The 23654-nt window shown below is 40.1% G+C and carries 25 protein-coding genes; 8 read left to right on the top strand and 17 right to left on the bottom strand.

Annotated features, from left to right (window positions below; all coding sequences use genetic code 11):
* Positions 1-242 precede the first annotated feature (242 nt).
* Positions 243-434: a hypothetical protein gene (locus tag D0466_RS00700; RefSeq protein WP_117320637.1), complete on the bottom strand. Its 192-nt coding sequence runs from the start codon at positions 432-434 to the stop codon at positions 243-245.
* Positions 435-1009: 575 nt separating this feature from the next.
* On the opposite strand from D0466_RS00700, the gene D0466_RS00705 reads away from it, so the two are divergent.
* Positions 1010-1909 carry a DMT family transporter gene (locus tag D0466_RS00705; RefSeq protein WP_117320638.1) on the top strand — a complete coding sequence of 300 codons (900 nt, stop codon included), beginning with the start codon at positions 1010-1012 and terminating at the stop codon, positions 1907-1909.
* A 233-nt stretch (positions 1910-2142) separates the two neighbouring features.
* Here the strand turns inward: D0466_RS00705 and D0466_RS00710 are convergent, their stop codons facing one another.
* The 3 genes from D0466_RS00710 to D0466_RS00720 form a co-directional block, all read right to left on the bottom strand.
* Positions 2143-3246, bottom strand: a complete 1104-nt coding sequence (locus D0466_RS00710; protein WP_117320639.1) for an NADH:flavin oxidoreductase — start codon at positions 3244-3246, stop codon at positions 2143-2145.
* A 47-nt stretch (positions 3247-3293) separates the two neighbouring features.
* Positions 3294-3764 carry an SDR family NAD(P)-dependent oxidoreductase gene (locus D0466_RS00715; RefSeq protein ID WP_233522482.1) on the bottom strand — a complete coding sequence of 157 codons (471 nt, stop codon included), beginning with the start codon at positions 3762-3764 and terminating at the stop codon, positions 3294-3296.
* A 597-nt stretch (positions 3765-4361) separates the two neighbouring features.
* Positions 4362-5159 carry a carbon-nitrogen hydrolase family protein gene (locus D0466_RS00720; protein ID WP_117320641.1) on the bottom strand — a complete coding sequence of 266 codons (798 nt, stop codon included), beginning with the start codon at positions 5157-5159 and terminating at the stop codon, positions 4362-4364.
* A 508-nt stretch (positions 5160-5667) separates the two neighbouring features.
* On the opposite strand from D0466_RS00720, the gene D0466_RS00725 reads away from it, so the two are divergent.
* From D0466_RS00725 to D0466_RS00735, 3 genes are read left to right on the top strand one after another with little or no spacing between them, the layout of a single operon-like run.
* A complete protein-coding gene (locus D0466_RS00725) occupies positions 5668-6588 on the top strand; it encodes a polysaccharide deacetylase family protein (protein ID WP_117320642.1) in 921 nt (306 codons plus the stop codon).
* Between the two features lie 60 nt (positions 6589-6648).
* Positions 6649-6975, top strand: coding sequence for a hypothetical protein (locus D0466_RS00730; RefSeq protein WP_117320643.1), 327 nt, complete (start codon positions 6649-6651; stop codon positions 6973-6975).
* Between the two features lie 25 nt (positions 6976-7000).
* Positions 7001-8014 carry a CobW family GTP-binding protein gene (locus D0466_RS00735; RefSeq protein ID WP_117320644.1) on the top strand — a complete coding sequence of 338 codons (1014 nt, stop codon included), beginning with the start codon at positions 7001-7003 and terminating at the stop codon, positions 8012-8014.
* A 32-nt stretch (positions 8015-8046) separates the two neighbouring features.
* Here D0466_RS00735 and D0466_RS00740 read toward each other — a convergent pair whose 3' ends face one another.
* Both D0466_RS00740 and D0466_RS22700 read right to left on the bottom strand, forming a co-directional pair.
* Positions 8047-8232 (bottom strand): hypothetical protein, encoded by a 186-nt coding sequence (locus D0466_RS00740; RefSeq protein WP_117320645.1) that lies wholly within the window; start codon positions 8230-8232, stop codon positions 8047-8049.
* A 13-nt stretch (positions 8233-8245) separates the two neighbouring features.
* Positions 8246-8449, bottom strand: a complete 204-nt coding sequence (locus tag D0466_RS22700; RefSeq protein ID WP_233522483.1) for a hypothetical protein — start codon at positions 8447-8449, stop codon at positions 8246-8248.
* Positions 8450-8462: 13 nt separating this feature from the next.
* On the opposite strand from D0466_RS22700, the gene D0466_RS22705 reads away from it, so the two are divergent.
* Positions 8463-8690: a hypothetical protein gene (locus D0466_RS22705; protein ID WP_233522493.1), complete on the top strand. Its 228-nt coding sequence runs from the start codon at positions 8463-8465 to the stop codon at positions 8688-8690.
* On the opposite strand, the gene D0466_RS00750 is transcribed toward D0466_RS22705, so the two are convergent.
* From D0466_RS00750 to D0466_RS00765, 4 genes are all read right to left on the bottom strand, one after another.
* Positions 8687-9481: a hypothetical protein gene (locus tag D0466_RS00750; protein WP_117320647.1), complete on the bottom strand. Its 795-nt coding sequence runs from the start codon at positions 9479-9481 to the stop codon at positions 8687-8689. The genes D0466_RS22705 and D0466_RS00750 overlap by 4 nt on opposite strands.
* Positions 9482-10062: 581 nt before the next feature.
* Positions 10063-10401: a phosphatase PAP2 family protein gene (locus D0466_RS23525; RefSeq protein ID WP_117320648.1), complete on the bottom strand. Its 339-nt coding sequence runs from the start codon at positions 10399-10401 to the stop codon at positions 10063-10065.
* A 149-nt stretch (positions 10402-10550) separates the two neighbouring features.
* Positions 10551-10751 carry a hypothetical protein gene (locus tag D0466_RS00760; protein WP_117320649.1) on the bottom strand — a complete coding sequence of 67 codons (201 nt, stop codon included), beginning with the start codon at positions 10749-10751 and terminating at the stop codon, positions 10551-10553.
* Between the two features lie 204 nt (positions 10752-10955).
* Positions 10956-11288, bottom strand: coding sequence for a hypothetical protein (locus tag D0466_RS00765; RefSeq protein WP_117320650.1), 333 nt, complete (start codon positions 11286-11288; stop codon positions 10956-10958).
* 189 nt (positions 11289-11477) lie between these two features.
* Between D0466_RS00765 and D0466_RS00770 the strand changes: the two genes are divergently transcribed.
* Positions 11478-12029: a hypothetical protein gene (locus tag D0466_RS00770; protein WP_117320651.1), complete on the top strand. Its 552-nt coding sequence runs from the start codon at positions 11478-11480 to the stop codon at positions 12027-12029.
* A gap of 71 nt (positions 12030-12100) precedes the next feature.
* Positions 12101-12619, top strand: a complete 519-nt coding sequence (locus D0466_RS00775) for a hypothetical protein (protein WP_117320652.1) — start codon at positions 12101-12103, stop codon at positions 12617-12619.
* 1511 nt (positions 12620-14130) lie between these two features.
* On the opposite strand, the gene D0466_RS00780 is transcribed toward D0466_RS00775, so the two are convergent.
* The 3 genes from D0466_RS00780 to D0466_RS00790 form a co-directional block, all read right to left on the bottom strand.
* The gene (locus tag D0466_RS00780; RefSeq protein ID WP_117320653.1) at positions 14131-15132 is read right to left on the bottom strand and encodes an NADPH:quinone oxidoreductase family protein; all 1002 of its coding nucleotides are present in this window, start codon (positions 15130-15132) and stop codon (positions 14131-14133) included.
* Positions 15133-15240: 108 nt separating this feature from the next.
* Entirely contained in the window at positions 15241-15546 is a 306-nt protein-coding gene (locus D0466_RS00785; protein ID WP_117320654.1) for an iron-sulfur cluster assembly accessory protein, read from the bottom strand.
* Positions 15547-15576: 30 nt separating this feature from the next.
* The gene (locus D0466_RS00790; protein ID WP_117320655.1) at positions 15577-16227 is read right to left on the bottom strand and encodes a DsbA family oxidoreductase; all 651 of its coding nucleotides are present in this window, start codon (positions 16225-16227) and stop codon (positions 15577-15579) included.
* Positions 16228-16688: 461 nt separating this feature from the next.
* Here D0466_RS00790 and D0466_RS00795 point away from each other — a divergent pair, with 461 nt between their 5' ends.
* Complete coding sequence (locus D0466_RS00795; RefSeq protein ID WP_158555765.1) at positions 16689-17951, top strand: YheC/YheD family endospore coat-associated protein; 1263 nt, start codon at positions 16689-16691, stop codon at positions 17949-17951.
* Positions 17952-18064: 113 nt separating this feature from the next.
* Here D0466_RS00795 and D0466_RS00800 read toward each other — a convergent pair whose 3' ends face one another.
* The 4 genes from D0466_RS00800 to D0466_RS21995 all read right to left on the bottom strand — a co-directional run bounded on the left by D0466_RS00800 (position 18065) and on the right by D0466_RS21995 (position 22824).
* The gene (locus D0466_RS00800) at positions 18065-19060 is read right to left on the bottom strand and encodes a Gfo/Idh/MocA family protein (protein ID WP_117320657.1); all 996 of its coding nucleotides are present in this window, start codon (positions 19058-19060) and stop codon (positions 18065-18067) included.
* Between the two features lie 144 nt (positions 19061-19204).
* A complete protein-coding gene (locus D0466_RS00805; RefSeq protein WP_117320658.1) occupies positions 19205-20398 on the bottom strand; it encodes an LL-diaminopimelate aminotransferase in 1194 nt (397 codons plus the stop codon).
* Between the two features lie 291 nt (positions 20399-20689).
* Positions 20690-21853 (bottom strand): phosphoribosylglycinamide formyltransferase 2, encoded by a 1164-nt coding sequence (gene purT / locus D0466_RS00810; protein WP_117320659.1) that lies wholly within the window; start codon positions 21851-21853, stop codon positions 20690-20692.
* 356 nt (positions 21854-22209) lie between these two features.
* The gene (locus tag D0466_RS21995) at positions 22210-22824 is read right to left on the bottom strand and encodes a hypothetical protein (protein WP_158555766.1); all 615 of its coding nucleotides are present in this window, start codon (positions 22822-22824) and stop codon (positions 22210-22212) included.
* Between the last annotated feature and the right edge of the window lie 830 nt (positions 22825-23654).

Raw genomic sequence — 23654 nt, forward strand, 5'->3', positions numbered from 1 at the left:
AAAAGAGACCGCATTCCATATCATACAAGCCGAAATTGTATCCTCTTGAAATCATAATGCAATACCTATACCGCATAGACCTCGTAACAATAATATACTTGGTTGAGCAGAAATCAGGACTAATCGTCCAATGATTGATATCATCCAGACCGAAATCCCCGGGTTTTAGTGCTAGGGATTTCGGTAGGTAAAATATTTTCTATCGATAACATTGGAATTGATGATTGGCTAGTACTTTTATGTTAAGGCCTGTTTCCACCAGCTGGCGGATTGATCATAGGGCCAACAGGAGGCCCGGACGACGCTGAATTAGTGTCTTCAGTATCATCGGGCCTAATATCAGTATTATCTAATTGTGTTAGTGAGTGGAAGGAATCGTTCCAACTAATATCAACAGTACTGTTTGAATGTTTTTCAGGTGTTTCTTGGCTCAAATCATATCTCCTCCTTCTGGTGTGAATCCTTTTTAGTATGTTGCATAACGGTTATTAAATTCCACCATTAAATGTTAAAGCTCAACTCACCTTTGCTTAATACTTTCGTCAAAACTCGAGCAATAAAATGAATAAGTAGATATTGAGGAACAAAGAAATAATGTAGTTGCCAATAATACTGAAATAAAGGAATTACCGCAGACTGTGCGCATATTTTTCGGACCATTTCAAAGAAGCTATGATGGAGAAAATAAATTACTGATGTTACGCGTTTAGTTTACTCCACGACACTTCCAAAGCTCAGCGTTGTAGATTGGTTGGCAAAGGGGGGTATTGATTTTATTTACCAGTCTAGCAATAAAGCAAATATGAAATGCCACAATGAAAATAATAAGCCATGCCCACAAAGTCCCCCCTCCTCTTTCACATGTGCCAATTTATAGCCAGCTTTTCTCAATTTACGCTTCCCTTCCCGAACAAGAAGAAAAGATCTGTGAATGGCTTGAGCATTTATCTTGTTTTAATAATTTGTCCAGGCGTATCATTGTTTGGGTACATAAAGGAGGGCATGAACCATGAAAAAACTTACACGAACACATACAATCATGCTGCTGGCTTTTCTCGTTATTGTATGGGGTGTCAATTGGCCGTTATCAAAGATGGCACTCAGCTATGCACCACCCTTATTATTTGCCGGAATCAGGACCCTTCTGGGCGGTCTTATTTTACTTGTATTTGCACTTCCAAGATATAAAAGCCTCCGATTTAAGGAAACATGGCATATTTACGTCGTTTCTGCTTTTCTTAATATTATTCTCTTTTACGGCCTCCAAACGGTAGGTCTTGGTTCTGCCCCGGCAGGATTGTTTTCAGCGATTGTATTTATTGAGCCGATTTTACTTGGAATTTTCTCTTGCATATGGCTGGGAGAAACAATGTATAAGTTAAAAATCATCGGATTGGTGCTTGGGTTCTCAGGAGTCGCAATTATAAGCGCAAGCGGATTTTCAGGCAATATATCGGTAATTGGCATTATTCTTGCGCTGGGTTCCGCTTTAAGCTGGGCATTAGGCACAGTTTATGTTAAGAAAACAAGTGATCGTGTTGATTCTATATGGATGGTAACATTCCAGCTAATTATTGGCGGTATTTTCCTATTAACTCTCGGTAGCGGCTTCGAAAGCTGGTCAAACATCCATTGGGAAATGCCGTTTACAATAAACCTCCTATTCATCTCTACCTTTGTAATTGCATTTGGATGGCTGGCATTCTTTACACTTGTCGGCTCTGGGGAAGCAAGCAAAGTCGGATCATTCACATTCCTGATTCCGCTTATCGCAATTCTGTTCAGTTCTTTCCTTTTAAACGAGCATATTACATTGAATTTATTAATCGGCCTGATACTTATCGTAATCAGTATTTTGTTTGTTAACATCAAGCTAAAATCACAGACGGGGGCTGGCGTGGGATTATAGTTGATTCCACCAGGCTGCAGCAAAATTTCTTCCAGTTCTAGACGGAGAGACCGATCTTGCGCAATGCCATATAGAAATTTCTGAAATTCGAATGAACAAAATAAATAATAATTAGTCGGCGACTAGGATAAATAAAATAATTAGTCGGCGACTAGGATAAATAAATTAAAAAAGATAATGTCCGCACTTTCGTACGGACATTATCTTTTGATCGTTCTCGTTGATATTATTTTTTAATTACATTCGTGATCTTTTAAATTTGCGATAGGAAGTAAATGATTTTCAGCATTGAATGCCGCTAACTCCTGATTACTGTTTACTTTATTAACCCAATCTTGGTTAGCTAGAGCCCCTTTCCCAAGGCTAATAATATCCGCATACCCCGACGTGATTATTTCTTCTGCTTTTTCTGGGTCCTCTAGTGATCCATTTGCGATTACCGGGACCTGCCCATACCGTTTGGCAAGTTGTACCAATGTAGAACTGGAATCATCAAATGCGGGCTCATATGCCTTTGGTTCTGTTATATGTATAAAATCGGCTCCTGCATTTGCTAAATTCTTAAATATGATTTCTGCATCTGCTTCTTTACCGGTCCATTTATGGTTTGCGTCGTTTACTTTCGCTTGTGAGATTCTGATACCTACTGGAAAGTCCTCACCAACTTCATTGCGAATTTCTTGAAGGACCTCGACTAAAAGTTTTACCCGATTTTCTGTAGATCCCCCATATTGATCATCTCGGTGGTTTGTATAATCAGTTAAAAACTGATCAAGTATATAACCATTGGCTCCATGTACCTCGACCCCATCAAACCCAGCCTGCTTTGCATTCTTTGCAGCATTGACAAAACCTCTTTTAACGTCATCGATATCATTTAGGCTCATTTCCTCTGGTACAGGAAACTCCCCTTCGCCCCTGTAAAAAGTTAACTGAGTACCCTTTGGCTTAACAGCTGAGGGCCCGATGGAGATTTGTTTATGGATATTCCCCTGGGATAAAGCGCCAGCATGCATCAGTTGGCAGATAATTTTGCTGCCTTCTTGATGAACACTTTCAATTACTTCCCGCCAGGCATTGGTCTGTTTGTCATTTGAAATGCCAGGTTGAAAAAGGTATCCTTGGCTATACTGATCATCAGGATAAACTCCCTCAGTTATTAACAGAGAGAATCCACCCTTTGCAAACTTTGTATAATACTTAACCATTTCATCTGTTACTAACCCGTCTGCTGTAGCACTGACGCGCGTCATGGGTGCAAGAGCTACACGGTTCCTTATCTTTAAGCCCGCTAAATCAAATCCGGAAAAAAGGGTTTCATAATTTTTAGTTTGCATTTAGTACCACTCCTGCCTCATTCAATTTATTGTTCAAACTGTATCATTTAAATCATAACATCTCCACTATTTGGGCCTAAGGTTTGTCCAGTATAAATATTCCCGTCCGGATTTGCAGCTAACATAACAGCAGTCGGTGCAACTTCCTCTGGCTTTCCGAATCTCGGAATGGCAAGCTCTGAACGTTTTTGTATCTTCCATTCTTCACTTATCCCGGCCACCATTTCCGTTTCCACCGGACCAGGTGCTATACAGTTTGCCGTGATTCCATATTGACCCGATTCCAGTGCGATTGACTTTTTAAATCCTATCACGCCTGCTTCTGCAGCGGCATAATGGCTTAATTCTGCTCCACCTTTCTGTCCAAGCTGTGAAGATGTATTAATGATTCTGCCATTTTTTTGTGAAATCATATATGGCACAACATATCTTGTTGTCAAAAAGACCGATTTCAAATCCACCTCAATCATGCGGTCCCACACCTCTACACTCATCTCCTGAATCAAGCTTTGTGTCAAGATGCCCGCATTATTGACAAGAATGTCGATACGGTCAAACCGTATTCACCGTGGCTGCAACCAGCTCTTTTACGATATTTCCGTCCGTTATATCACCTTCCGTAACAATTACTTGAATACCATACTCACTTAATTCGCTTACCAGTGTGTCTACCCCATTTGATCCCCTTCTTAAAATTTGCAGGTATATTCGATATACTATTGCAATAATTATGCAAGTTTTATAATTATTGAGAAAAAATCAACAAAGTAAGAGGATGTCGCGGTTTAGTGCTTTTTCTATTTTTACAATCCCTGACAAAGATCTAAAGTTAACATAAAAAAATGCATATTTGCATTGAGGCATATGCAAATATGCAAGTTTATCTCCTGCTGTAAGCAACCGCAATCAAATGTGAGATAGTTTAAGAAACTTTTTTTGGACATTTTAGAATATGCAGGCTCTAGTTCAAGGAACAGCGGTCAGCATAACATGGTTTTTCCACTGCTTCTTCACTGCGGGAAACCCCGTTTGACATTTCCTGTGATCATTGTAATATCAAAAAACAACCCGACGATTAATTTTTAGCTTTTACTATAATAAAATAACAGTAACTTCTACATAAAAAGCTTGCGGTTCAAATCTCTCAAATATGGAATTTCCCTCCTTTGCTGAACAACTTCATTGATGTCAATTTCAGCAATGATCACATCATTCTCTTGTGTTGCCTGAATCAAAACTTCCCCTTTAGGGTTTATGATACGGCTATGTCCGCCAAATACCGTTTCGCCCTTCTCGGTACCGGTCCGGTTAGCTGCAATTACATAACAACCATTCTCTAACGCACGTGCTCTTGTAGCCAATTCCCAGGCATATAATCTAGCTTGTCCGAATGCAGAAGGATATACGATAATGTCGGCACCTTTTAACGCAAGAGTCCTGGCCCCTTCAGGGAAGCCGACCTCATAACAAATTTGCATTCCCAAATTTCCCCACTCTAGTTCAAATACAGGCAAATTGTCTCCTTTTGTAAACCTAATATTTTCATGATCCCATAGATGGGTTTTACGATAGGTCCCAACAATGCCTTCAGTGCTTGTGACAATACTGGTATCATAAACGAGACCTTTTTGTTTACCCTGTTCCATGATACAGCCGACAAGAGTAATATTTAATTCTTTTGATACTTCAGCCATCCAATTTGTTGTTTCTCCTGGAATTGTTTCTGCCAAAGAAATATCATCTTCCTCTGTCCTGTATCCAGTATTAAACAGTTCAGGGATAACTACTAATTTTGCACCCTGCTTTACCGCCTTTGTAATCAAATTATAAGCTCTTTCTAGATTAACCTTCTTGTTTCCTAACTCACAATTCATTTGAATTGCAGCTACTTTAAAACTATTTCGTGCGGCCATCTTCTCACTCCCTGCATGTATGATTATTATTTTCTATGCAATTATTATGCCAGTTATAATAAAAGCTGCATTTTTTAATTTTCTGTAACTATTGGATTCAACTAAATGGAATGCGCCAGACGTAAGAATTGCATCGATTCTATTATATAATACAAATGACATAGGGCTGCCTTGTTTGGTTTTTAGTCAGCCCGCAAGTAGAGATTCAATCGGCATACCTGTTCCCCCTAAGTTCTTTATTAATATTAGATTATTAGTGTTCATACCAAGTATATAATTTGGAATTTTCCGATACAATGCAATTAAGCATTTAAGTATGCGGATTTGAATAACTTTTATAATATACGGAAAGTTATTAACTTTTTGTCGATTATCATGTAAGCTTTTTATGTGGGCTTTAACGCTTTACTGCACACACTTTTTCATATTTTCCGTTTTTCTTTTGAGTTTGGCACACTTTTTGCATTGTTAAGGAATGATATTCAAAACTTACAAAGGAGTGTTTTTCATGGCAAAAAAAGAAATTTTAGTTGCTTATGGGGTGGATGTTGACGCAGTTGCTGGGTGGTTAGGTTCATATGGTGGAGAAGATTCTCCAGATGATATCTCACGTGGTTTATTTGCAGGGGAAGTTGGGTCTCCTCGACTATTAGATCTATTTGATAAATATAACTTAAAAACAACATGGTTTATTCCGGGTCACTCTATTGAAACTTTTCCTGAGCAAATGAAGGATGTCCATAATAGGGGGCATGAAATCGGTGCTCATGGTTATTCACACGAAAATCCAATTGCTATGACTCGGGAACAAGAGGAAGCGGTCCTGTTAAAATCCATTACACTAATAGAAGAATTAACCGGTAAAAAGCCAACTGGATATGTTGCTCCATGGTGGGAGTTCTCAAACGTTACCAATGAACTTTTACATAAGCATGGCATAAAGTATGACCATAGTTTGATGCACAACGACTTTTCACCTTACTACGTTCGTGTAGGTGACAGCTGGACAAAAATCGACTACCGAAAACAGGCAGATGAATGGATGAAGCCGTTGCAACGGGGTAAAGAAACAAGCTTAATTGAAATTCCTGCTAACTGGTATTTAGATGATCTGCCACCAATGATGTTCATTAAGAAATCACCTAATAGTCATGGATTTGTGAATCCTCGTGATATAGAACAAATGTGGAAAGACCAGTTTGATTGGGTATATGAAAACATGGATTATGCTGTATTTACAATGACCATTCACCCGGATGTGAGCGGCCGCCCGCAAGTTTTAAAAATGCATGAACGCCTGATCGAGTATATCAACACACATGAAGATATCAGATGGGTTACCTTCGATGAAATTGCTGATGATTATGCCAAGCGAAACCCATTCAAAGGTGGGAATGATGAAGCTGCTGCTTCAAAAGAAAACGAATAAAACGAAAAGGAGGACGCTGTTTGCGTCCTCTTATGAGCTCTTAAAAAGGAGGTTCTTAATATGTGCGTTCTTTGTGGGGAATTTGTCATGCAAGTACATTGGACAGATCAGGCTTCTGATGACTCCAGCCAGGTCATTGTTGGTGATCAGCAAAGAGACAGACAAAGGACCCGTATTCATCGAACAACTCTATGCAATGAAATCCTGCGTTTCTACCAATTAACATTAGAAGAATGGAATGGCAGTAAATTTATCTTGAGAGACCCCAAAGGCAATCAGGAAATTGTTCATGACCTTGGCACGCTTTGGTATACTGCCGAAAAAATACTAGGTTATGCGATTGACCCTCTAGATCCATATTTACTTCAAAAACTTCAAAATAAATAGAGTCATAGAAAAAGGAATGACCTTTATGAACAATATTTATAAGACACCAATAACCGTCGTAACCGGCTGTTTAGGAAGCGGTAAAACGACCTTACTTAGGAAATTATTAAAAAAACCCGAGCTTGAAAAAACTGCAGTCATCGTTAATGAATTCGGTCAAGTGGGCCTGGATCACCATTTACTACGAAAAACAGATGAAACTACCATTTTACTGAAAGGTGGCTGTATTTGCTGCAATAATCGCGAGGATCTGGAAAACGAATTAAAATCGCTATTAAATTTGGATCAGAAACAAGAAAAATTCAACAGGGTAATAATTGAAACAACAGGCATGGCTGATCCGGCACCAATATTATTCACAGTTCTAACCAACCCAATTTTGCAGCATCATTTCTACATTGAGTGTGTAATAACAACAGTTGACGCAAAAAATGGTTTATTACATATAAAAAATAATCCTGAATTATTAAAGCAAGTAACAGTGGCAGATAAGATTATTTTAACAAAGACGGACATTACCCCTCCTAACCAAAAAGAGGGGGTTATTGAACAATTAAGAATAATTAATCCTGCAGTTGATATTATTGAAGTTGTCAATGGAGATGCAGATGTCGGGATTATTGAGGCCAATTCGAATAGGCCTTCTATAGACTCCATGTTTGAAAAAAAGGATAAAAAGATTAACAAAAACCATTACTCTTCCGATATACAATCTATTTCATTTACGTTTAATAAACCCCTTGATTGGACAGCGTTTGGATTATGGCTCAGTGCACTGCTCCATGCCAATGGTGAAAATATCATGCGTGTTAAAGGTCTGTTAGATGTCGGAGAAAAGGGACCAATTGTTCTAAACGGTGTTCAACATATCATACATCCCCCAGATCATTTAAATGAATGGCCAGAGGGTGAGAAACAATCGCATCTTATCTTTATTCTGAGAGTGATTGATCCTGATTCCATTTATAAATCGCTTAAAACCTTTCAGAATTTCCTCGGTTCGGATTTTGAATTATTAGAACTAAACAAGGCTCTTTGATTGGAATCGTATTTGGATCGGTTAACCTGCCTTCACATGTATTTATGCTTTATGGTCTCCTCGCTCCATGAGCGGGGATGTTTTGTAATAGGCAGGAATATATTTGCAAAATTTGAATTTCCCAGTGAACTGTATCCTGTTCCAAAATCGTCCATACTGATTTCAACCCCAATGTTTTTTAAGTTATGTAAGATATCATAGGAGTAGTCCACATCCATGGCTTTAGCTAAGTCATTCCTTCTTGAAATGCCTTCCGCCTTCCGCCACTAACAATTCTGTAAAATTTTTATGTAAAATATATATTCCATATTCTTGAATTGCTAAGAGCGCTGCAAGTATTCCATGCATTTTATCTTTTAACCCAAACCCAGCCGGCCGCTTATATTCGACTATCCCGAGCATCTTTTGCGCACAGACATCAGAGTCTTCTAACAATATCTCCTCCCTTATTCAACAAACGCTAGAGGAATCCAGCCGCTTTGTTGACTCGATGAATAAAGTCAAAGAATCTGCTGAAAAGGGATTAAGTGTTGTGGATCATTCGAATAAGGTATTTACAAATATTTATGAAACAACCCGAGAGGTTGCTGCCCAAATCCAAAAAATTTCTTCCTTATCCGAAGAACTGATGGTTTCTGCTGAAAGAGTAAAAGCTCCCTATGGAACTAATGTTTAGCTATTCCAAAATATTTCTGCAAGTTCCTTGTGGTACTGGACTTTAAAAGTCTTATTTAAGACCCCATAAAAGTATCCATATGTGTTTTTAACCTGATTCTTTTTGATTTTTCTTACCAGTATTTTAAATGACTGGATGGCCGATTTTAATATATCCCCTTCAACTTTATTTTTATTGGCAGTAATTTTCACCAGATTCCAAAGTTCTTCAATGACCATCGCATCATTAAAGAAATACTTTACCAAATTTATGAATTCTTTCGGGATGCGGTTAGTTACAAAGGAAGCATCCAATGGCTCCTCATACTTTTCATTCAAAATTCGATCACTTTTTTGAATAAGTCTATTTGGTTCATTATTACGTTTATTGTTATTATTATTGCTAGTTTTAGTAGGATCAATAGATTTAGGGCAGTTCAATTGTTGCTGGTTGGGTGGTTCAAAACGATTGAAAACATAAATATTGGCAGACTGTGATCCGTTCTTTCTCTCTGTTTCATGGACGGCTAACAGCCGAAGTTGTTTTGCCTTCCCAACCATACGTTTAAAGGTGGACCTTGAAATGCACATGCCGGCCTTTTCATGCGTAGCGGACACAACTGTCCCAATTTTAGCATGGCAAACTCCGACTATCTTTGCAGAAAATCGGATTAAACGCTTTAACGCGGCCAGTTCAGATTTGGTAAATTCCTTTTTCACTTCAATCATCCACTGTTCAATCTGGTTGTTAAAATCCTTCAAATTCTTGAATTGGGATAGCTCCCTAAAATTTTCTATATTTCCCGATTTCATTTCTGTGTCCCCCCGGAAACCTAACACCCTACTCACCTTGGCATTCCCATAATAAAACCATCATTGTGTTTATCCTGAAAGGAAGGTTGGATGCGGAATTTCGTTTTGATTTATATCCATTCACCTTCTTTATATCTTCGAAAGGGGGAAAAGTAGCATGGGGTTAAAAATTTTTTTAATAAATAGAGGGGAGCGCCATGTAAGGCATTCATTTTTCGGGACGTGAATATTAAAAAGAATTAAAATGAGGTTTGTCCTTTGGTAAACTGAGATTGTGATAACAGAGCAGGCTGAGAAAAGTCGTAAAGTCGCGAAAAAAATGAACAAGCAGCCCGCATTGAAAAGATTACTACCGTTTCTGGACAGATTCTCATAGAATTTCTCCAGAATAAGTGTCATTATGAACAAATTATTTCGGGCTAAAGAAAAAGACTCACTAAGAAGCGATATAGTGAGTCTAAATAGCTTAAAATATATAATAATTTGTATAGGAGCACTTTAGTTGCGCGTTTCTTCGGTAAGCCCCTGCCCGGCAGATGAATGGACAGTTTGATACCGCTGATGAAATCCAATAGAAGCAGTTAGCCAGAAGGTGCTGAGAAAGTATCCCGCCAAGATATCACTGGGATAATAACCCCCATGTAAATCCGGCTGATTCCGATTGATAGGATCATCCCTATACAAAAGGTAGTCACAACAACGCGACCGAGTTTTGAGGAAATTTTGCTACAAAGTATGAATAATAAGAAGCCATATAAAGCCATAGCCATTGTCGCGTTGCCACTTGGGAAGCTATAACCGCTTGCCTCCAAAAAACGATGCAGATCCGGAAATGACCGCTTGTAAAATCCTATGTAATTAGAAATATCTTCCTGTCGCGAATTATTATATGTAACTCCATCACGTTTATCTAGCATCATTTTCCAAAGTCACGCAAACCTCTGCTCACTCCTTACCTCGCGAACGTATACCATAGTTTAGTTATTAACCATAATGATAGATAGTATGTGCCACACGTGTGCCGGGGTACTGTGTGCCTGAGACGTGTATGACATCTTATAAATACAAATCAGATTTTAAACCGGTTAACCGCTTCCTGTAAATCATCAGCTAATTTATTTAACTCATTGGTTGACTGGGAAATTTCCTCCATGGACTGTAACTGTGTTTCCCCTGAAACCGCCACCTGTCTGGTGTGTACAGCCGATTGATTTGCGATACTGGCCATGTCTTCGACGGAAGCAGAAATTTCCTCGGCACTTGCTGACATTTCTTGTGATATTGCAGCAAGTCGAAACCAAAAACCCCGGTTCCATCCGCAAAAGCTGAGGCAATGGTGATAACCGGCTTCCCCGTAAAAGCGTCAATATAGGGCGGAGTAACAATAGCTCTCCGTTTTTTTCCATTGCCTGCTTATACCATGGCCTGTCCCTTGGGTCGTAATCATCCGGCAAATCGGCTCGAGGTTCCATAATTATTGTTCCTTCTCATAAACTGACAGCAATCCTTCGGTAGAGGCTTGAAAATTCTTTAATTGCTTGTGAGCCTCTTTGTATGACCGATCAATAAAAAGACTTTGGTTGAAGGCACCCGACAAAAAAACTGCTTGTTCCATTTTCGGCTTTATCGTTACATCGAGCAATTCATTAAGAATCTCAACATTTTCCGTTGCATTCGAAATCATTTGGGTCTCCACATAGTTTCTGGCTGTTTGATAAGAAGATATTCCAATCAAAATACTCGGTACCAGCAGCATCAACGCAAATGATAAAATAAGTTTATTTTTCAAAGAAATCTTTTTAAACATTTTGTTCCCCCATTGGATGTATTTAATTGATACTGATAGCTCCTTCAGTGAAAATATTACAAACAAAAAATCTGGGAAAGGTGAATACCCGATTGTTATGGAACAAATTTGGTTAAAAATAGAAAAATATCTTGTTGGAACATAAAAGCTTTATTAATATGGGGTATATACCAAAAAGGGGGAAAAAGAATGAAGAAAAAGTATTTGGCTGTATTGCTGACGCTGTTATTAGCTATAAGCAGCTATCCATTTTCGGCTTCAGCGGCATCATCTACGTCCATTTTCAAATCAAAATATCCAAAAGAAACGATTCTTTCATCAGTGACAGTTGACTTGGATAAAGATCGTAAACAAGAAACTGTCATCCTCTCTAAACAGGGAAATTTTTTTCTGATAAAAGGCAAGACAGTAAAAAAGGTAGCCAAAGGAATTAAAACAGATCCAGGCTGGTCTCCAGCTGCTAAATTAACTGTTTTCAATCCAGCTAAAGGAGAATATATGATCATAACAAGATATTATTACCCGCCAGGCAATACACAAATTGCCGTGTATAGGATGATAAAAGGAAAACTAGTCAGAATCTTAAATGAAACGGGAGATTTAGGTGTTGGTATTTCTAAAACCAAGATCAACCAACATTGGAAGAAGTATCGAAGTGGAGGTGGCTGGGAACCAGTGACTACGGTACATACTTGGAATAATGCAAAGAAAAAGTTTGTCGCTTCAGGTGCAAAAAATTAATAAAAATACCGGCGAGATAAAGGGTTAATCATGATTTAATAGTCCATATAAACTTTTTTGGAGGAATGAATATGAAAGTTTTTAATCGTATCATTGTAATTCTATTTATATTAACATTATTTGTTTCCATCAATGCAGAGAGTGCTTCGGCAGCTACATATGTTGATAAGGATTTTGCAACGCTAGCCAAAAAAGGAAAGTTAAAAGGTATCTCTGGTAACATAGGGATGACATACGGTTCATTGAAGAAGCTGGGAAAGGGTTCCATCGCACCATCTGAGGCCTTTCTCTTTCACGTTACTAAAAAAGCAGATTACGCTTTCTTTTACGAAAATTCCTATACTAAAATTGGCACCAGTCAAAAAGTTGCGCTGATTCAAAGAGAAATACCAGGTTATATTACATCTAAACAAATGCAAAAATATTTTGGTAAGCCCGTAGCAAAAAATGCATATAAAGCAGGCAAGTATTATATTCGTATTCATAATAATAATCCATCGAAAGGTAAAGTGTCTGTTCAGGTTGGTACAAAACGTGGTATAAACTCTTGGTATACCAGTGATGAGGATGGGATTTACCATATTAAATAAAATCAGATGTCTTCAAGGTGCACATTTCCAAGATCAGGACTTAGTAATTTGTACCTACTAAGGGACCATCCAACATCCAAGAACTTACTACGGGATATGGACAGAGTGAGTGTGAATTCAAAAGTGACAACACTTTGCTTTCATGACTCGAGACACACTCACGCTTTATTTATTTAACAATCGCGTCAGACACGTTCTTAAACCACACCTATTCCAACTATATATTTTAACCCGGTTATTCAAAATGGCTTAAAACGCAAATTAGCGGCTTTGAAAAGTATCTGACTTGTATCGCCAGCAATAGTGGTCTGTCTAAAAGTATATAACTATATGTCATCTATAGCTACATAGCATAAATCCTGTTTATTCCATTTTAAAACCTCCCATTCTGATAATAGTGTTTTATAACTAGCTTCCTCATGTTTTACATTGCAATAAAGGGTGCTCAAAAATTTGAACACCCTCTGAAAAACTTGTTGAACTTAACCCGAGAAAGAACAAAACAGAATAAATTAAAAAAGCTTCTCAAAGGGAGGAGCTTTTTAGCATTCAGAAATTGAACTAGTTCTTATTTTTTATTTCTAGCATAAATGATATTAAATACAGGTTTGGATAAATCAATGATTTTTTTCATTTGAGTTTACCTATAGAAATCATCTTTATTAATTGTTTCCCTTTAGATCAATTTATTTATCGATTTCTCAATTGGATTCGTAATGGGCCATTTCGTGCCCTAAGCCTTCTTTCCAATACTTCTCAGCTTCTTCTTTAGTCATTTTCCGCCAAGTGTCTAGAACTTCAGACATAAGGTAAGACCCTCACCGCCATTTGTGATCAATTCCAGCGCTTTGTTATATAATCCCTCATTTACCTCTTCTTTATTCACGGATGTTATTAATACCGACCATAATTCCTCGTCGTCAGACTGTATCTCAAAATCATTTTTAATTAGTTGTTTAGTAAAGATAATTTAAAATGTTAAACCCGATTATTTTATTCAAAAGAGGGTAGTGTTGACGAGACGCTAATTGTCTGCCATATACGTTTGACTAATAAAATAACATTCGCTTAACAATATATTGCTGATCTGAAACTTTGATTTCAATATTAAAGTAAGTACCGGCTCCCTTCTAGCTCGTATATCGAGTATTGTTCTTTTATCCCCTTTGTACCTACCTGGATTTTCTCCATTGCCAATTGCTACTCAACATTTTAGAATGGTTTATTAGAATTGCATGAATGAGTGAAAAATGACAGCACCCAAGCTTATTTTTTCAGCAGGTGAGGTTATTACTCTTACTGTCTGTCCAAGTTCATTTTTAACGATTAAGCAGTGAATATGCAATACGTACAAAAAGTGGCTACTCCCATAATACTAAAAAGGCTTAAACCTTTTTATATCAAAGATTTAAGCCTCCATTGAATAGTGAACCTGTGAAGGGGCCTCAAACCCCTGACCTCACCCTGTCAAGGCAGTAGTCATATTTAGATACATTTTGTTCAAATGGTGGTTATTCTTCCCCGCCAATCCTCACAATCATCCTGCCCCTCGCCTGCCCCTGCAAAATAGTCTGCAAAGCCTCAGGCACCTCCTGAAGGGTAATCTCCTTCCGAATCTTGTCCAGAAGGTTCTCTGGCTTCAAGTCCGTAGCCATCCGCTCCCATAGCGGTTTACGCACTTCCATCGGGCAATATACGGAATCGATTCCCAGCAGGTTCACACCGCGGAGAATGAACGGGAATACGGACGTCGGAACCGAGGTACCGCCTGTTAAACCGCTTACAGCAACCGATCCGCCATATTGGATCTTGCTTAGGACAGCTGCAAGTGTTTCGCCGCCGACCGGGTCAACTGCGCCTGCCCAGAGCTGCTTATCAAGCGCACGGAGCTTCCCTCCATAAACATCATCCCGGGAAAGGACTTCTTTAGCGCCTATTTTATGTAGATAATCATGTTCGCTTTCTTTTCCGGTACTCGCTGCGACATTGTATCCTCTTTTTGCCAGCATGGCAACAGCGACGCTTCCAACTCCCCCGGTTGCTCCTGTTACCAGCACAGTCCCTTTATCAGGGGTAAGGCCTGCATTTTCCAATTGCTGGACAGATAGTGCAGCTGTAAAACCGGCTGTTCCATAAGCCATCGCTTCCTTTAAGCTCAATCCGTCAGGAAGGGGGACAATCCACTCTGCTGGGATACTGGCATATTCGCTATAGCCGCCAAAATGGGATACGCCAATTTCATAGCTTGTGGCGATGACTTTATCGCCTTCACTGAAACGCGCATCTGTCGACGAAACCACGACCCCTGCCAAATCGATTCCTGGTATAAATGGATACGACTTCACAATATTCCCCTTAGGGATGGATGCAAGCCCGTCTTTATAGTTGACACTGGAGTACGCGACTTTAATCACCACTTCTCCTTCGGGCAGATCATTTAGTGCAAGGTCTTGGATGTTTACGGAAAAATCATCTTCTGTTTTATTGACAACCAATGCTTTGAATTGTTCCATTTACCTATCACCCTTCCACTTAGTCTCATTTTTACGATAGCAAAGTTATGCAAAACGGTCAAAAAAGAAAAACAGCCAGGAGGTATTTTTCCTCTTGGCTGCATAGGATTAATGGTGATGGCCTTTATTTTCCTTGAAGGGATTCGTGATTTCAAAGCCTGCCTGTGGCACGTAAAAGTATTTGATCCAGACACCATCCAGGAAATCTTCGCGTTTATCCACGATCACATCGATGCCTTTATCGGTAGAAACGACTTCATCGTGTTCTGTAGGTGTATCGAATTTCCAATCATAATGGGCATGGTCCCCGTGATTCAAAGTAACATAAACACGGACCATCTTTCCTTCCGCTTCTTCAGTGCCCAGCATTTCTTTTAAAACCTTTGCTGCATTGCGGTTAATTTTCACTCTCATAATGGTACCTCCATGATCTATAAAGCTTTATTAGCAAAACCCGTCAATTCCGCAGGTCAATCCTTGCGGGAAGTCGTCCGGGGGCTGTTTTTTCATCTCTTCTTCAATAACCTTCTCCAATCTCTCTTTGGAGACAATGCCTGAAATTTTGGTGTCCCCGATTACAAAAGTAGGAACAGCTTGAATTTCCGCTTGTTTATAGGCATGATCCAAGGCTTTTTGATGGACATCTTTGTATTTTCTTGTTTCGAGGATGTTGCTGAACTCCTCTTTATCCAGGCCAATCTCCCCTGCTAAATCTGTAAGGACACCGATTTCGCCAATATTCTTTTCCTCCTGGAAAAAAGCCCTTAACATCCGATCATTGTATTCATTCGCTTTGCCCTTTTCTTTAGCATATTGAAAGCCTTCAAATGCCAGGTGGGTGTAAGGCTGCGGTGACACGTTCGGCAACACGATTTTGACGCCCATTCTTTCTGCCATCGGATAAACAGATTGTTTCCATGTAGTTTGCAGGTAATCTTCTTCAGGACGCAAGGTTCGGTTTGGCTCTGGCCGAAGCTCGAACGGCATCCATTCAATTTCTACATCTTTCCCTTTTACAGCTTCCTCCAAAGGCTTCTCTGCAAGAAAGCAGAAAGGGCAGACATAATCTGAATATACTTTTATTTTCAACGACACGGTGCAACCCTTCCATCCTTATAGATTTTTTTCGATACCTATATCTTATACTCCTATAAGGATAGGATGTCTAATAACTTGCTTCATATGCCGTGTCGCAATTTGTGAAAAAGCGGCAAAGTGCTGTTATAAAACCATACAGACATTTATGGAACCCCCTGCCCGAATAACCGCCGCGATTACTATAGTCAATGGCAACGCCTCCTAAGCATACCAATAGGCTAGCCTCCATCAGTGTTCGTTGTTTTCACGAAACAATAAATACAAGGCTGATATGCATCCATAATTTCAAACGAAAACCAATCACGTATACATATCATACAGTAAAGTAGCAAGCGCACTATTTTCATCATGATTTTAAAAAGGAACGAGATCGGGAAACACGCATAAAAGAATGAGAAAGGATTTATAGATACATGAGGATAAAATGGTTATCTAAAGGAAAAAAATATCAGGTACTTGTGAACAGCTCAACGGCCAGGCTTCTTAAAGCCCGTCCAGTCCTACATTTTGGCCATTTCCGTCAACAAATGGAAGTAAGAGTGGTTGAGTCAATGGAGAATGAATCAATCGGTTTAAGCTCTTCTTTGTCGAGGAGGGCATTGATTCCCACTGATATCCCATATGAAGTCCATGTAACCGGAAAAGACCTCCACATTGGACCGGTAATCGGTTTAATGGTAAAGAAACACGATGGCCCCATCCCCGATCGGTTTTTAAAGGAATTGGAAGTGCGGTTTAAATTTTACGATAACATAAAAGGCCTTATATATGTATTTACCGAAAATGATATTGATCCTGACTATGAAACGATCACTGGCTATTACTATGTACCGAACACTAAAGCACGTAAAACATGCTGGCAAAAGGGTGAATTTCATTATCCTGGAAGTATTGTAATTAACAGGACCGGGATAAGCCGTTCTATGTACCATCATTTAAAAGATAGAATTGGAAACACCATCTTTAACTCTTTCAGTTTAAGTAAATGGCAGCAATATCAGGTTATAGCTAAAAGTAAAAGCCTTCTAAAATTTGTTCCGGAAACTGTTTTATTTGAGGACATGGAAAGCCTAAGGAAGATGTTGGACCTCCATGGATCTGTATATCTAAAAGCGAAGCGCTCCAAACAAGGCAGGGGAATAATGTTTGTACAAAAAACTGGTGCTGGCTACTTGCTAAAAAACGAGTTCATGGTTGAGTATCATTTTCAACAGTTTGATAAGCTAACAAGGTATCTTAGGAAGCAGATCAACCAGCCATACCTTATCCAACAAGCGGTGCCTGTCCAATTTAATGGCCACAACATCGATTTTCGCATTTATTTGCAGAAAAATCGCAACAAAAAATGGGTGAGTCCGGGCATTACAGCCAGGATTGCCAAACCGGGCAGCATTATTACCAACAGCCGAAACAGAGAGAAGGTATTATCGGGTACTGAAGCATTAACAACTTATTACGGATTGACAGAACCCCAAGCCAAGGCGATGGAAGAGAAAATGGTGAACATCTGCAAAGAAACCGCCTATCTTGTTGATCAAGAGGATATTCATTATGGGGACGCAGCTTTCGATATAATTGTCGATAAAAAGCTGGGTATATGGATCCTGGAATTTCAAGGCGGATACTCAGTTGAGAAAAAAGTGAATGAAATCCCGCCGGATATTTTTGAGCGAATCGTCGGGACTCCGTTCGAATACGCAAAAACCTTGGCAGGATTTTAAATTTTTTTACTATGGATGGCTCCAGAAGAGCGGAGCCATTCCGTGAAAAATATATTCCCCGGGTGTCAATTTTTTGCGGCCAAAATGACAACCAAAAAATATTTAATTATTGTTTATTTTATTTCCTTAGTGTCAGCCGGAAATACAACACCGATTTGTTTTCGGACCTCATCAAGAATTTGCATGGTGATCAATGAATTTTCGAATGTATTTTTTTCTGATTCGGTTTTTCCTGCCCGGATCAGATCTGCAAATTCCTTTGCTTCATAGTACATGGCATTGCTGACCTGTTCCCTGGTTATATCCTCTTTAGACCCATCGCGGCGGAGGATTTCGACTTTTTCCTGGGTGGAGATCCTGTCAATTCTGATATTACCGTCTTCTCCCTGTATTTCCGAAGGCAGGCTGGAGTCCGTAATTTTCGAATACGTGACCACTGCTTCCATATCCTCATATGTAAAAATGGCACTTCCTTCCCCGTCGACTCCAGTTTCAAGCATTATGCCGGCTGCCTGGACTCGTGTTGGTTTTCCAAACAAGGCAACCATCGGATAAATACAATAAATACCGATATCCATCAGTGCCCCATTGGAAAAGTCAGGTTTGAATGCATTCATTATATTCCCTGCTTTATAAGCGTCGTATCGGGATGAATATTGGCAGTAATTCGCAAAATATCTCCGCACCTTGCCAATCTTGTCCAAATTTTCCTGGACACTTTGGAAGTTTGGAAGGAAAGTTGATTTCATGGCTTCCATAAGCAGCACGCCATTTTCTTTCGCAGTCTGCACCATTTGCTCAAGTTCACACGTGTTGGAAGCAATCGGCTTCTCGCATAATACATGCTTTTTATTTCTTAAGAACAGCTGGGCCTGCTCGGAATGCAGCGAATTTGGGCTGGCCAGATAAACGGCATCGATTAAATCGCTCCCCGCCATGCTTTCTAAATCCGTGAATGTATATTCCACCCCATATTTGGCTGCAAATTCCTCAGCTTTATCACTTGTCCGTGAATAGACCGCATTTAATGAAAAATCATCAACCAGGCTCGCAGCATCTAAAAAAGCCTCTGTAATCCAATTGGTACCTACTATTCCGAATCGCACCATCTTGTTCACTCCTCTTTCGTCAGGCAGTACACCCTATTTTAAAAAGAAAGTACCCTGGTTTGCAAGGCTTGAGATGGTTTGTTCTATTAGGCCCCTACAACAGAAGGGCAAACCGCTATTTCCGCGTAAGAAATTGTACGAAATTTATCGTTCCTGAATAAGGCTGGGAGCTGCCTTACTATTTAAAAAGGCTTGAATGCGTTCCGCAGCAGCTGCCAACCGTTCCGCTGGCTGCACTAAAGCCATCCGGACGTATCCTTCACCTTGTTTTCCAAATGCATCACCCGGAGTGACCGCTACTCCATGCTCAATCATCTGAAAGGCAAATTCACGGGATGACCACCCGCCGGGAATTTTAGCCCAGAGGAACATCGTAGCTGCTGATTTCGGTACATCCCATCCAGCTCGTTGAAGACCTGATACTAGCGCATCGCGGCGGTCCTGGTATACATCCACTTGTTCTTGAAGGAATGAATGGTCTGAAGTAAGAGCAAGCTCAGCTGCTTTTTGTATCGGATAAAAAATGCCGTAGTCGATATGGGATTTTAATGTCCCCAAGATGTTAACGGCATCAGGATTTCCGACAACATACCCGATGCGGCAGCCTGCGATATTGAAGGTTTTCGAAAGGGAATTGAATTCGATTCCGACCTCTTTCGCTCCTGGGACCGACATAAAACTAATCCTCGGGTTTCCATCAAATATCAATTCAGAATAAGCAAAATCATGTACGACCAGGATGTTGTGAAGCTGTGCAAATTCGACAACCTGTTCAAAAAAGGTTTGATCCGCTAAAGCGGTAACCGGATTGCCAGGATAGCTGATGATCATCATTTTCGTTTTTTTCAATATTTCTTGTGGAATATCTTGAAGCCTTGGCAAATAGCTATTTTCGGCTGTTAAGGGCATGGGGTAAATGTTTCCCCCGGCAAGTGCGACACTCGCTTCGTAAATAGGATACCCTGGATCAGGCACTAAAACGTAGTCGCCCGGGTCAATCATCGCCATCGCTAAATGGGCAAGCCCGTCCTGGGAGCCCATCAACTGCAGCACTTCATGGTCGGCATCCAGCTGCACTCCATAACGATTTCTATAAAAGTACGAAACTGCTTTGTTGAATTCAAGGGTTCCTTTAAGAGTATACCCGTATTTGGTTGTGTCCCTTGCATGATCCACGAGGGCTTGCACAATAAAAGCGGGCGGTGGAAGATCAGGGCTTCCTACGCTTAAATCGATTACATCCTTCCCTTGTTTGATTGCTTCTTGTTTTCTATTGGCCAGCTCCGTAAAGATTCCGGTTGTGAAATTCCTCATTTTTTCTGATGGAATGATATTCATGTGTATCCCCCTTATCTGTTGATTGACAGAGAAACAAACGCTTATCCTTTCATTTCTTCCTCTAATAATCATGATTATAGCAGGAAAAATACTTCTATTTACGAAATAGGAAGATAATTTTGAATTTTGATTCTGCAAATTGATTTATCTAAGATTAGCTGATATATGTTACATTTCGCTGTTATTCTTGGATTAAGCTGATTTAGCTTAAATCTAGGTATTATATTTTAATTTTAACTGATTTGGTAAAATGGTAAAAAAACCCTCGGAAATCATTCCAAGGGTTCCCCACTACTCCTTACTTTGCACAAATAATTGATTCAATGCGTTTTTGGCATTTTTCCGCGCTTTTTCCGTACTGTCGGCAATAGATAGGGCAACGGCGACCCGGCGACCGACTTTTGTCACTGGTTTTCCAAACACACGGACCTGCGTGTTAGGTACCGCCAGTGCCTGATCCAATCCTTCAATTTGGTAATCAGTAAGCTCTTGATCTGCCTTAAGCGGACGGCTCGCACCAGGGGAATCTAGTGTAATTTCAGGAATCGGGTATCCCAATATGGCGCGGACATGCAGGGCAAATTCTGATAAATTCTGTGTAACCAGCGTGACTAATCCTGTATCATGCGGGCGTGGGGAAACCTCACTGAAATAGACGTTATCACCGGACAAGAAAAGCTCCACACCGAAAATTCCATATCCGCCAAGCTCATCGGTGATCGATCTGGCAATGTTCTCCGCTTCCCGGATTTGTTGTTCCGTCATTTCATGAGGCTGCCAGGACTCGATATAATCCCCATCCTTTTGAACATGGCCAATTGGTGCACAATACGCCGTCCCATTCACAGATCGAACCGTTAGGAGCGTGATTTCCGAATCGAATTTTATAAATTCTTCAATAATGACTCTTCCGTTTTGAACCCGGCCGCCTTCCTGGGCAACCTTCCAGCAATCCTGCAACTCCGCTTCAGACTGGCAGACACTCTGTCCTTTTCCGGAAGAACTCATAAGAGGCTTAATGACACAAGGAAAACCAATTTCCTTAGCCCCTTGTACAAACTCGTCATATGTATCTGCAAATTGATAGTTGGCAGTAGGAAGTTTAAGCGTTTCAGCAGCCAAACGGCGTATCCCTTCCCTGTCCATCGTCAATTTGGCAGCACGCGCTGTTGGGATGACCCGAAAACCTTCTTCTTCTAATTTGACCAGTTCAGAAGTAGCAATGGCTTCGATTTCCGGAACTATTAAATCAGGATTTTCTTTTTCAATGATCTCCCTGACTTGCTGCGGGTCCAGCATATCAATCACATAGCTGCGATGGGCCACCTGCATGGCCGGAGCGTGTTCATACCGGTCAACAGCCACTGCCTCAACACCCAGTCTCTGTGCTTCAATAATTACTTCTTTTCCTAACTCACCTGAACCTAATAAAAGGATTTTTTTTGATCGATACATATGGCCATATTCCCCCTCTATATAACTCACAACCATTATAAACGAATTATTATTGAATTAAAACAAAGTTTTATTCGTCTTTCTGTCATTTTATTAGGTTATTTATTTATATTAAAGTGAACAAATCCCCAATTTCCGCATAATCAAATGAATCCCTAATTAGTTTTATAGTAATTAACTAGCAACATAAAAAATAGCGCCTCGTTTCAAAAGCAATCATCAGTGTTTCATAGTTTGTTGAAATTGTTGCTTTACTAAAAACATCATGATATTGAATGAAACAATCAGAGGGAAATTCAATCTATTCCTGGCTCCGTTCATGCCTTCCACGGGCGCTATTTACTAACTCTTCCAGTCTAAAGTGTTACATAATTAAAACCAGAACCTGCCTCGGTCTCTGTACCTATCTCGATCTCTGTCTCGATCTCTGTCACGTTCCCTGTCTCGGTCTCTGTCTCGATCTCTGTCTCGGTCCCTGTCTCGATCTTGGTCTCGATCTCTGTCTCGATCTCTGTCTTGATCTCTGTCTCGGTCCCTGTCTCGATCTTGGTCTCGATCTCTGTCTCGATCTCTGTCTTGATCTCTGTCTCGGTCCCTGTCTCGGTCCCTGTCTCGGTCCCTGTCTCGGTCCCTGTCTCGGTCTCTGTCTCGATCTCTGTCTCGGTCTCTGTCTCGATCTCTGTCTCGATCTCTGTCTCGATCTCTGTCTCGATCTTTGTCTCGATCTCTGTCTCGATCTCTGTCTCGATCTCTGTCTCGATCTCTGTTTCGATCTCGGTCTCTACGGTCTTCTTCCCGTTCACGTCTACGCTCTCTACGGTCTTCTTCCCGTTCGCGTTCACGCTCCCTACGGTCTTCTTCCCGTTCACGTTCACGCTCTCTACGGTCTTCTTCCCGCTCGCGTTCACGCTCTCTGCGGTCCTCTTCCCGTTCGCGTTCACGCTCTCTACGGTCACGATCTCTGTTTCCATTGTCGCTCATATTTCCACCTCCTGAAATTTATATAGCATTATATTCATGAGTTTATTTGCAGGATTGGACAAGTAAAAAAATAGGGAGCCTATTTTATGCAAGATGAAGAAATGCTGCTTACACAATCCTTAGCGTGATTAGTTCAAGTTTTTACTTTTCGAGCTGCAGCCGCAAAAAAATCCCCTTTTAAATAGGGGATTAAATAAATGCACGCACACTACTATTTACTCTACTGTAAAGGAATTGATATCCGTTTTTGCTGTACATATGTTGAGTTGATTAAGATCAATCTGGTACCATGCCATATAATTTCCGATAACAGTAGCACCGGAATTCAAGTTGACGGCCCCAGCAGTTCCCAATGCAACACTGTTAACACAAAACTGCCTGCTATTCCATTGTCCTGTCCTTGTCCACCATTATTCCAACCATTCTCTCCCCTCTTTTCTTACTTTTGCGAGATATCAATTTACGAAAGGCAGGAAACGGTGTGGGGCTTGTACACTATTTTTTATAATTCTTTCGTCTTGACGCAGTAAACGAACAATCCCCACAGGTTTTGGGATATATATACGAAACACTTTTTGGGTTCATGTATGGACTGCTGCCTGGAACTTTCGGCTCGTCAGGATAATAGCATCCCTGTAGAAGTATCTTCTCGGTTTAAAACCTGATGTGCCTGGCTTTCCGCAAAACATTTTAGTCTTCAACACCTTTTTACAATAATCACCAATAAAGCAGTCCTGCTTATTGATTAACATATGATGAGGCGGGGACTGTGCTTAAACACTTATCCAAACACAACACAATAAAGAAGAAAAATATAAAA

The organism is Peribacillus glennii, assembly GCF_003429105.1.
GTDB lineage: Bacteria > Bacillota > Bacilli > Bacillales > DSM-1321 > Peribacillus > Peribacillus glennii.

Coding starts and splice junctions, on each gene's coding strand:
- D0466_RS00705 (WP_117320638.1), top strand. CDS start 1,010: ATGAAAAAACTTACACGAACACATACAATCATGCTGCTGGCTTTTCTC.
- D0466_RS00710 (WP_117320639.1), bottom strand. CDS start 3,246: ATGCAAACTAAAAATTATGAAACCCTTTTTTCCGGATTTGATTTAGCG.
- D0466_RS00720 (WP_117320641.1), bottom strand. CDS start 5,159: ATGGCCGCACGAAATAGTTTTAAAGTAGCTGCAATTCAAATGAATTGT.
- D0466_RS00725 (WP_117320642.1), top strand. CDS start 5,668: ATGGCAAAAAAAGAAATTTTAGTTGCTTATGGGGTGGATGTTGACGCA.
- D0466_RS00730 (WP_117320643.1), top strand. CDS start 6,649: ATGTGCGTTCTTTGTGGGGAATTTGTCATGCAAGTACATTGGACAGAT.
- D0466_RS00735 (WP_117320644.1), top strand. CDS start 7,001: ATGAACAATATTTATAAGACACCAATAACCGTCGTAACCGGCTGTTTA.
- D0466_RS00740 (WP_117320645.1), bottom strand. CDS start 8,232: ATGGATGTGGACTACTCCTATGATATCTTACATAACTTAAAAAACATT.
- D0466_RS00750 (WP_117320647.1), bottom strand. CDS start 9,481: ATGAAATCGGGAAATATAGAAAATTTTAGGGAGCTATCCCAATTCAAG.
- D0466_RS23525 (WP_117320648.1), bottom strand. CDS start 10,401: ATGATGCTAGATAAACGTGATGGAGTTACATATAATAATTCGCGACAG.
- D0466_RS00760 (WP_117320649.1), bottom strand. CDS start 10,751: ATGTCAGCAAGTGCCGAGGAAATTTCTGCTTCCGTCGAAGACATGGCC.
- D0466_RS00765 (WP_117320650.1), bottom strand. CDS start 11,288: ATGTTTAAAAAGATTTCTTTGAAAAATAAACTTATTTTATCATTTGCG.
- D0466_RS00770 (WP_117320651.1), top strand. CDS start 11,478: ATGAAGAAAAAGTATTTGGCTGTATTGCTGACGCTGTTATTAGCTATA.
- D0466_RS00775 (WP_117320652.1), top strand. CDS start 12,101: ATGAAAGTTTTTAATCGTATCATTGTAATTCTATTTATATTAACATTA.
- D0466_RS00780 (WP_117320653.1), bottom strand. CDS start 15,132: ATGGAACAATTCAAAGCATTGGTTGTCAATAAAACAGAAGATGATTTT.
- D0466_RS00785 (WP_117320654.1), bottom strand. CDS start 15,546: ATGAGAGTGAAAATTAACCGCAATGCAGCAAAGGTTTTAAAAGAAATG.
- D0466_RS00800 (WP_117320657.1), bottom strand. CDS start 19,060: ATGGTGCGATTCGGAATAGTAGGTACCAATTGGATTACAGAGGCTTTT.
- D0466_RS00805 (WP_117320658.1), bottom strand. CDS start 20,398: ATGAATATCATTCCATCAGAAAAAATGAGGAATTTCACAACCGGAATC.
- purT (WP_117320659.1), bottom strand. CDS start 21,853: ATGTATCGATCAAAAAAAATCCTTTTATTAGGTTCAGGTGAGTTAGGA.
- D0466_RS21995 (WP_158555766.1), bottom strand. CDS start 22,824: ATGGAAACAGAGATCGTGACCGTAGAGAGCGTGAACGCGAACGGGAAG.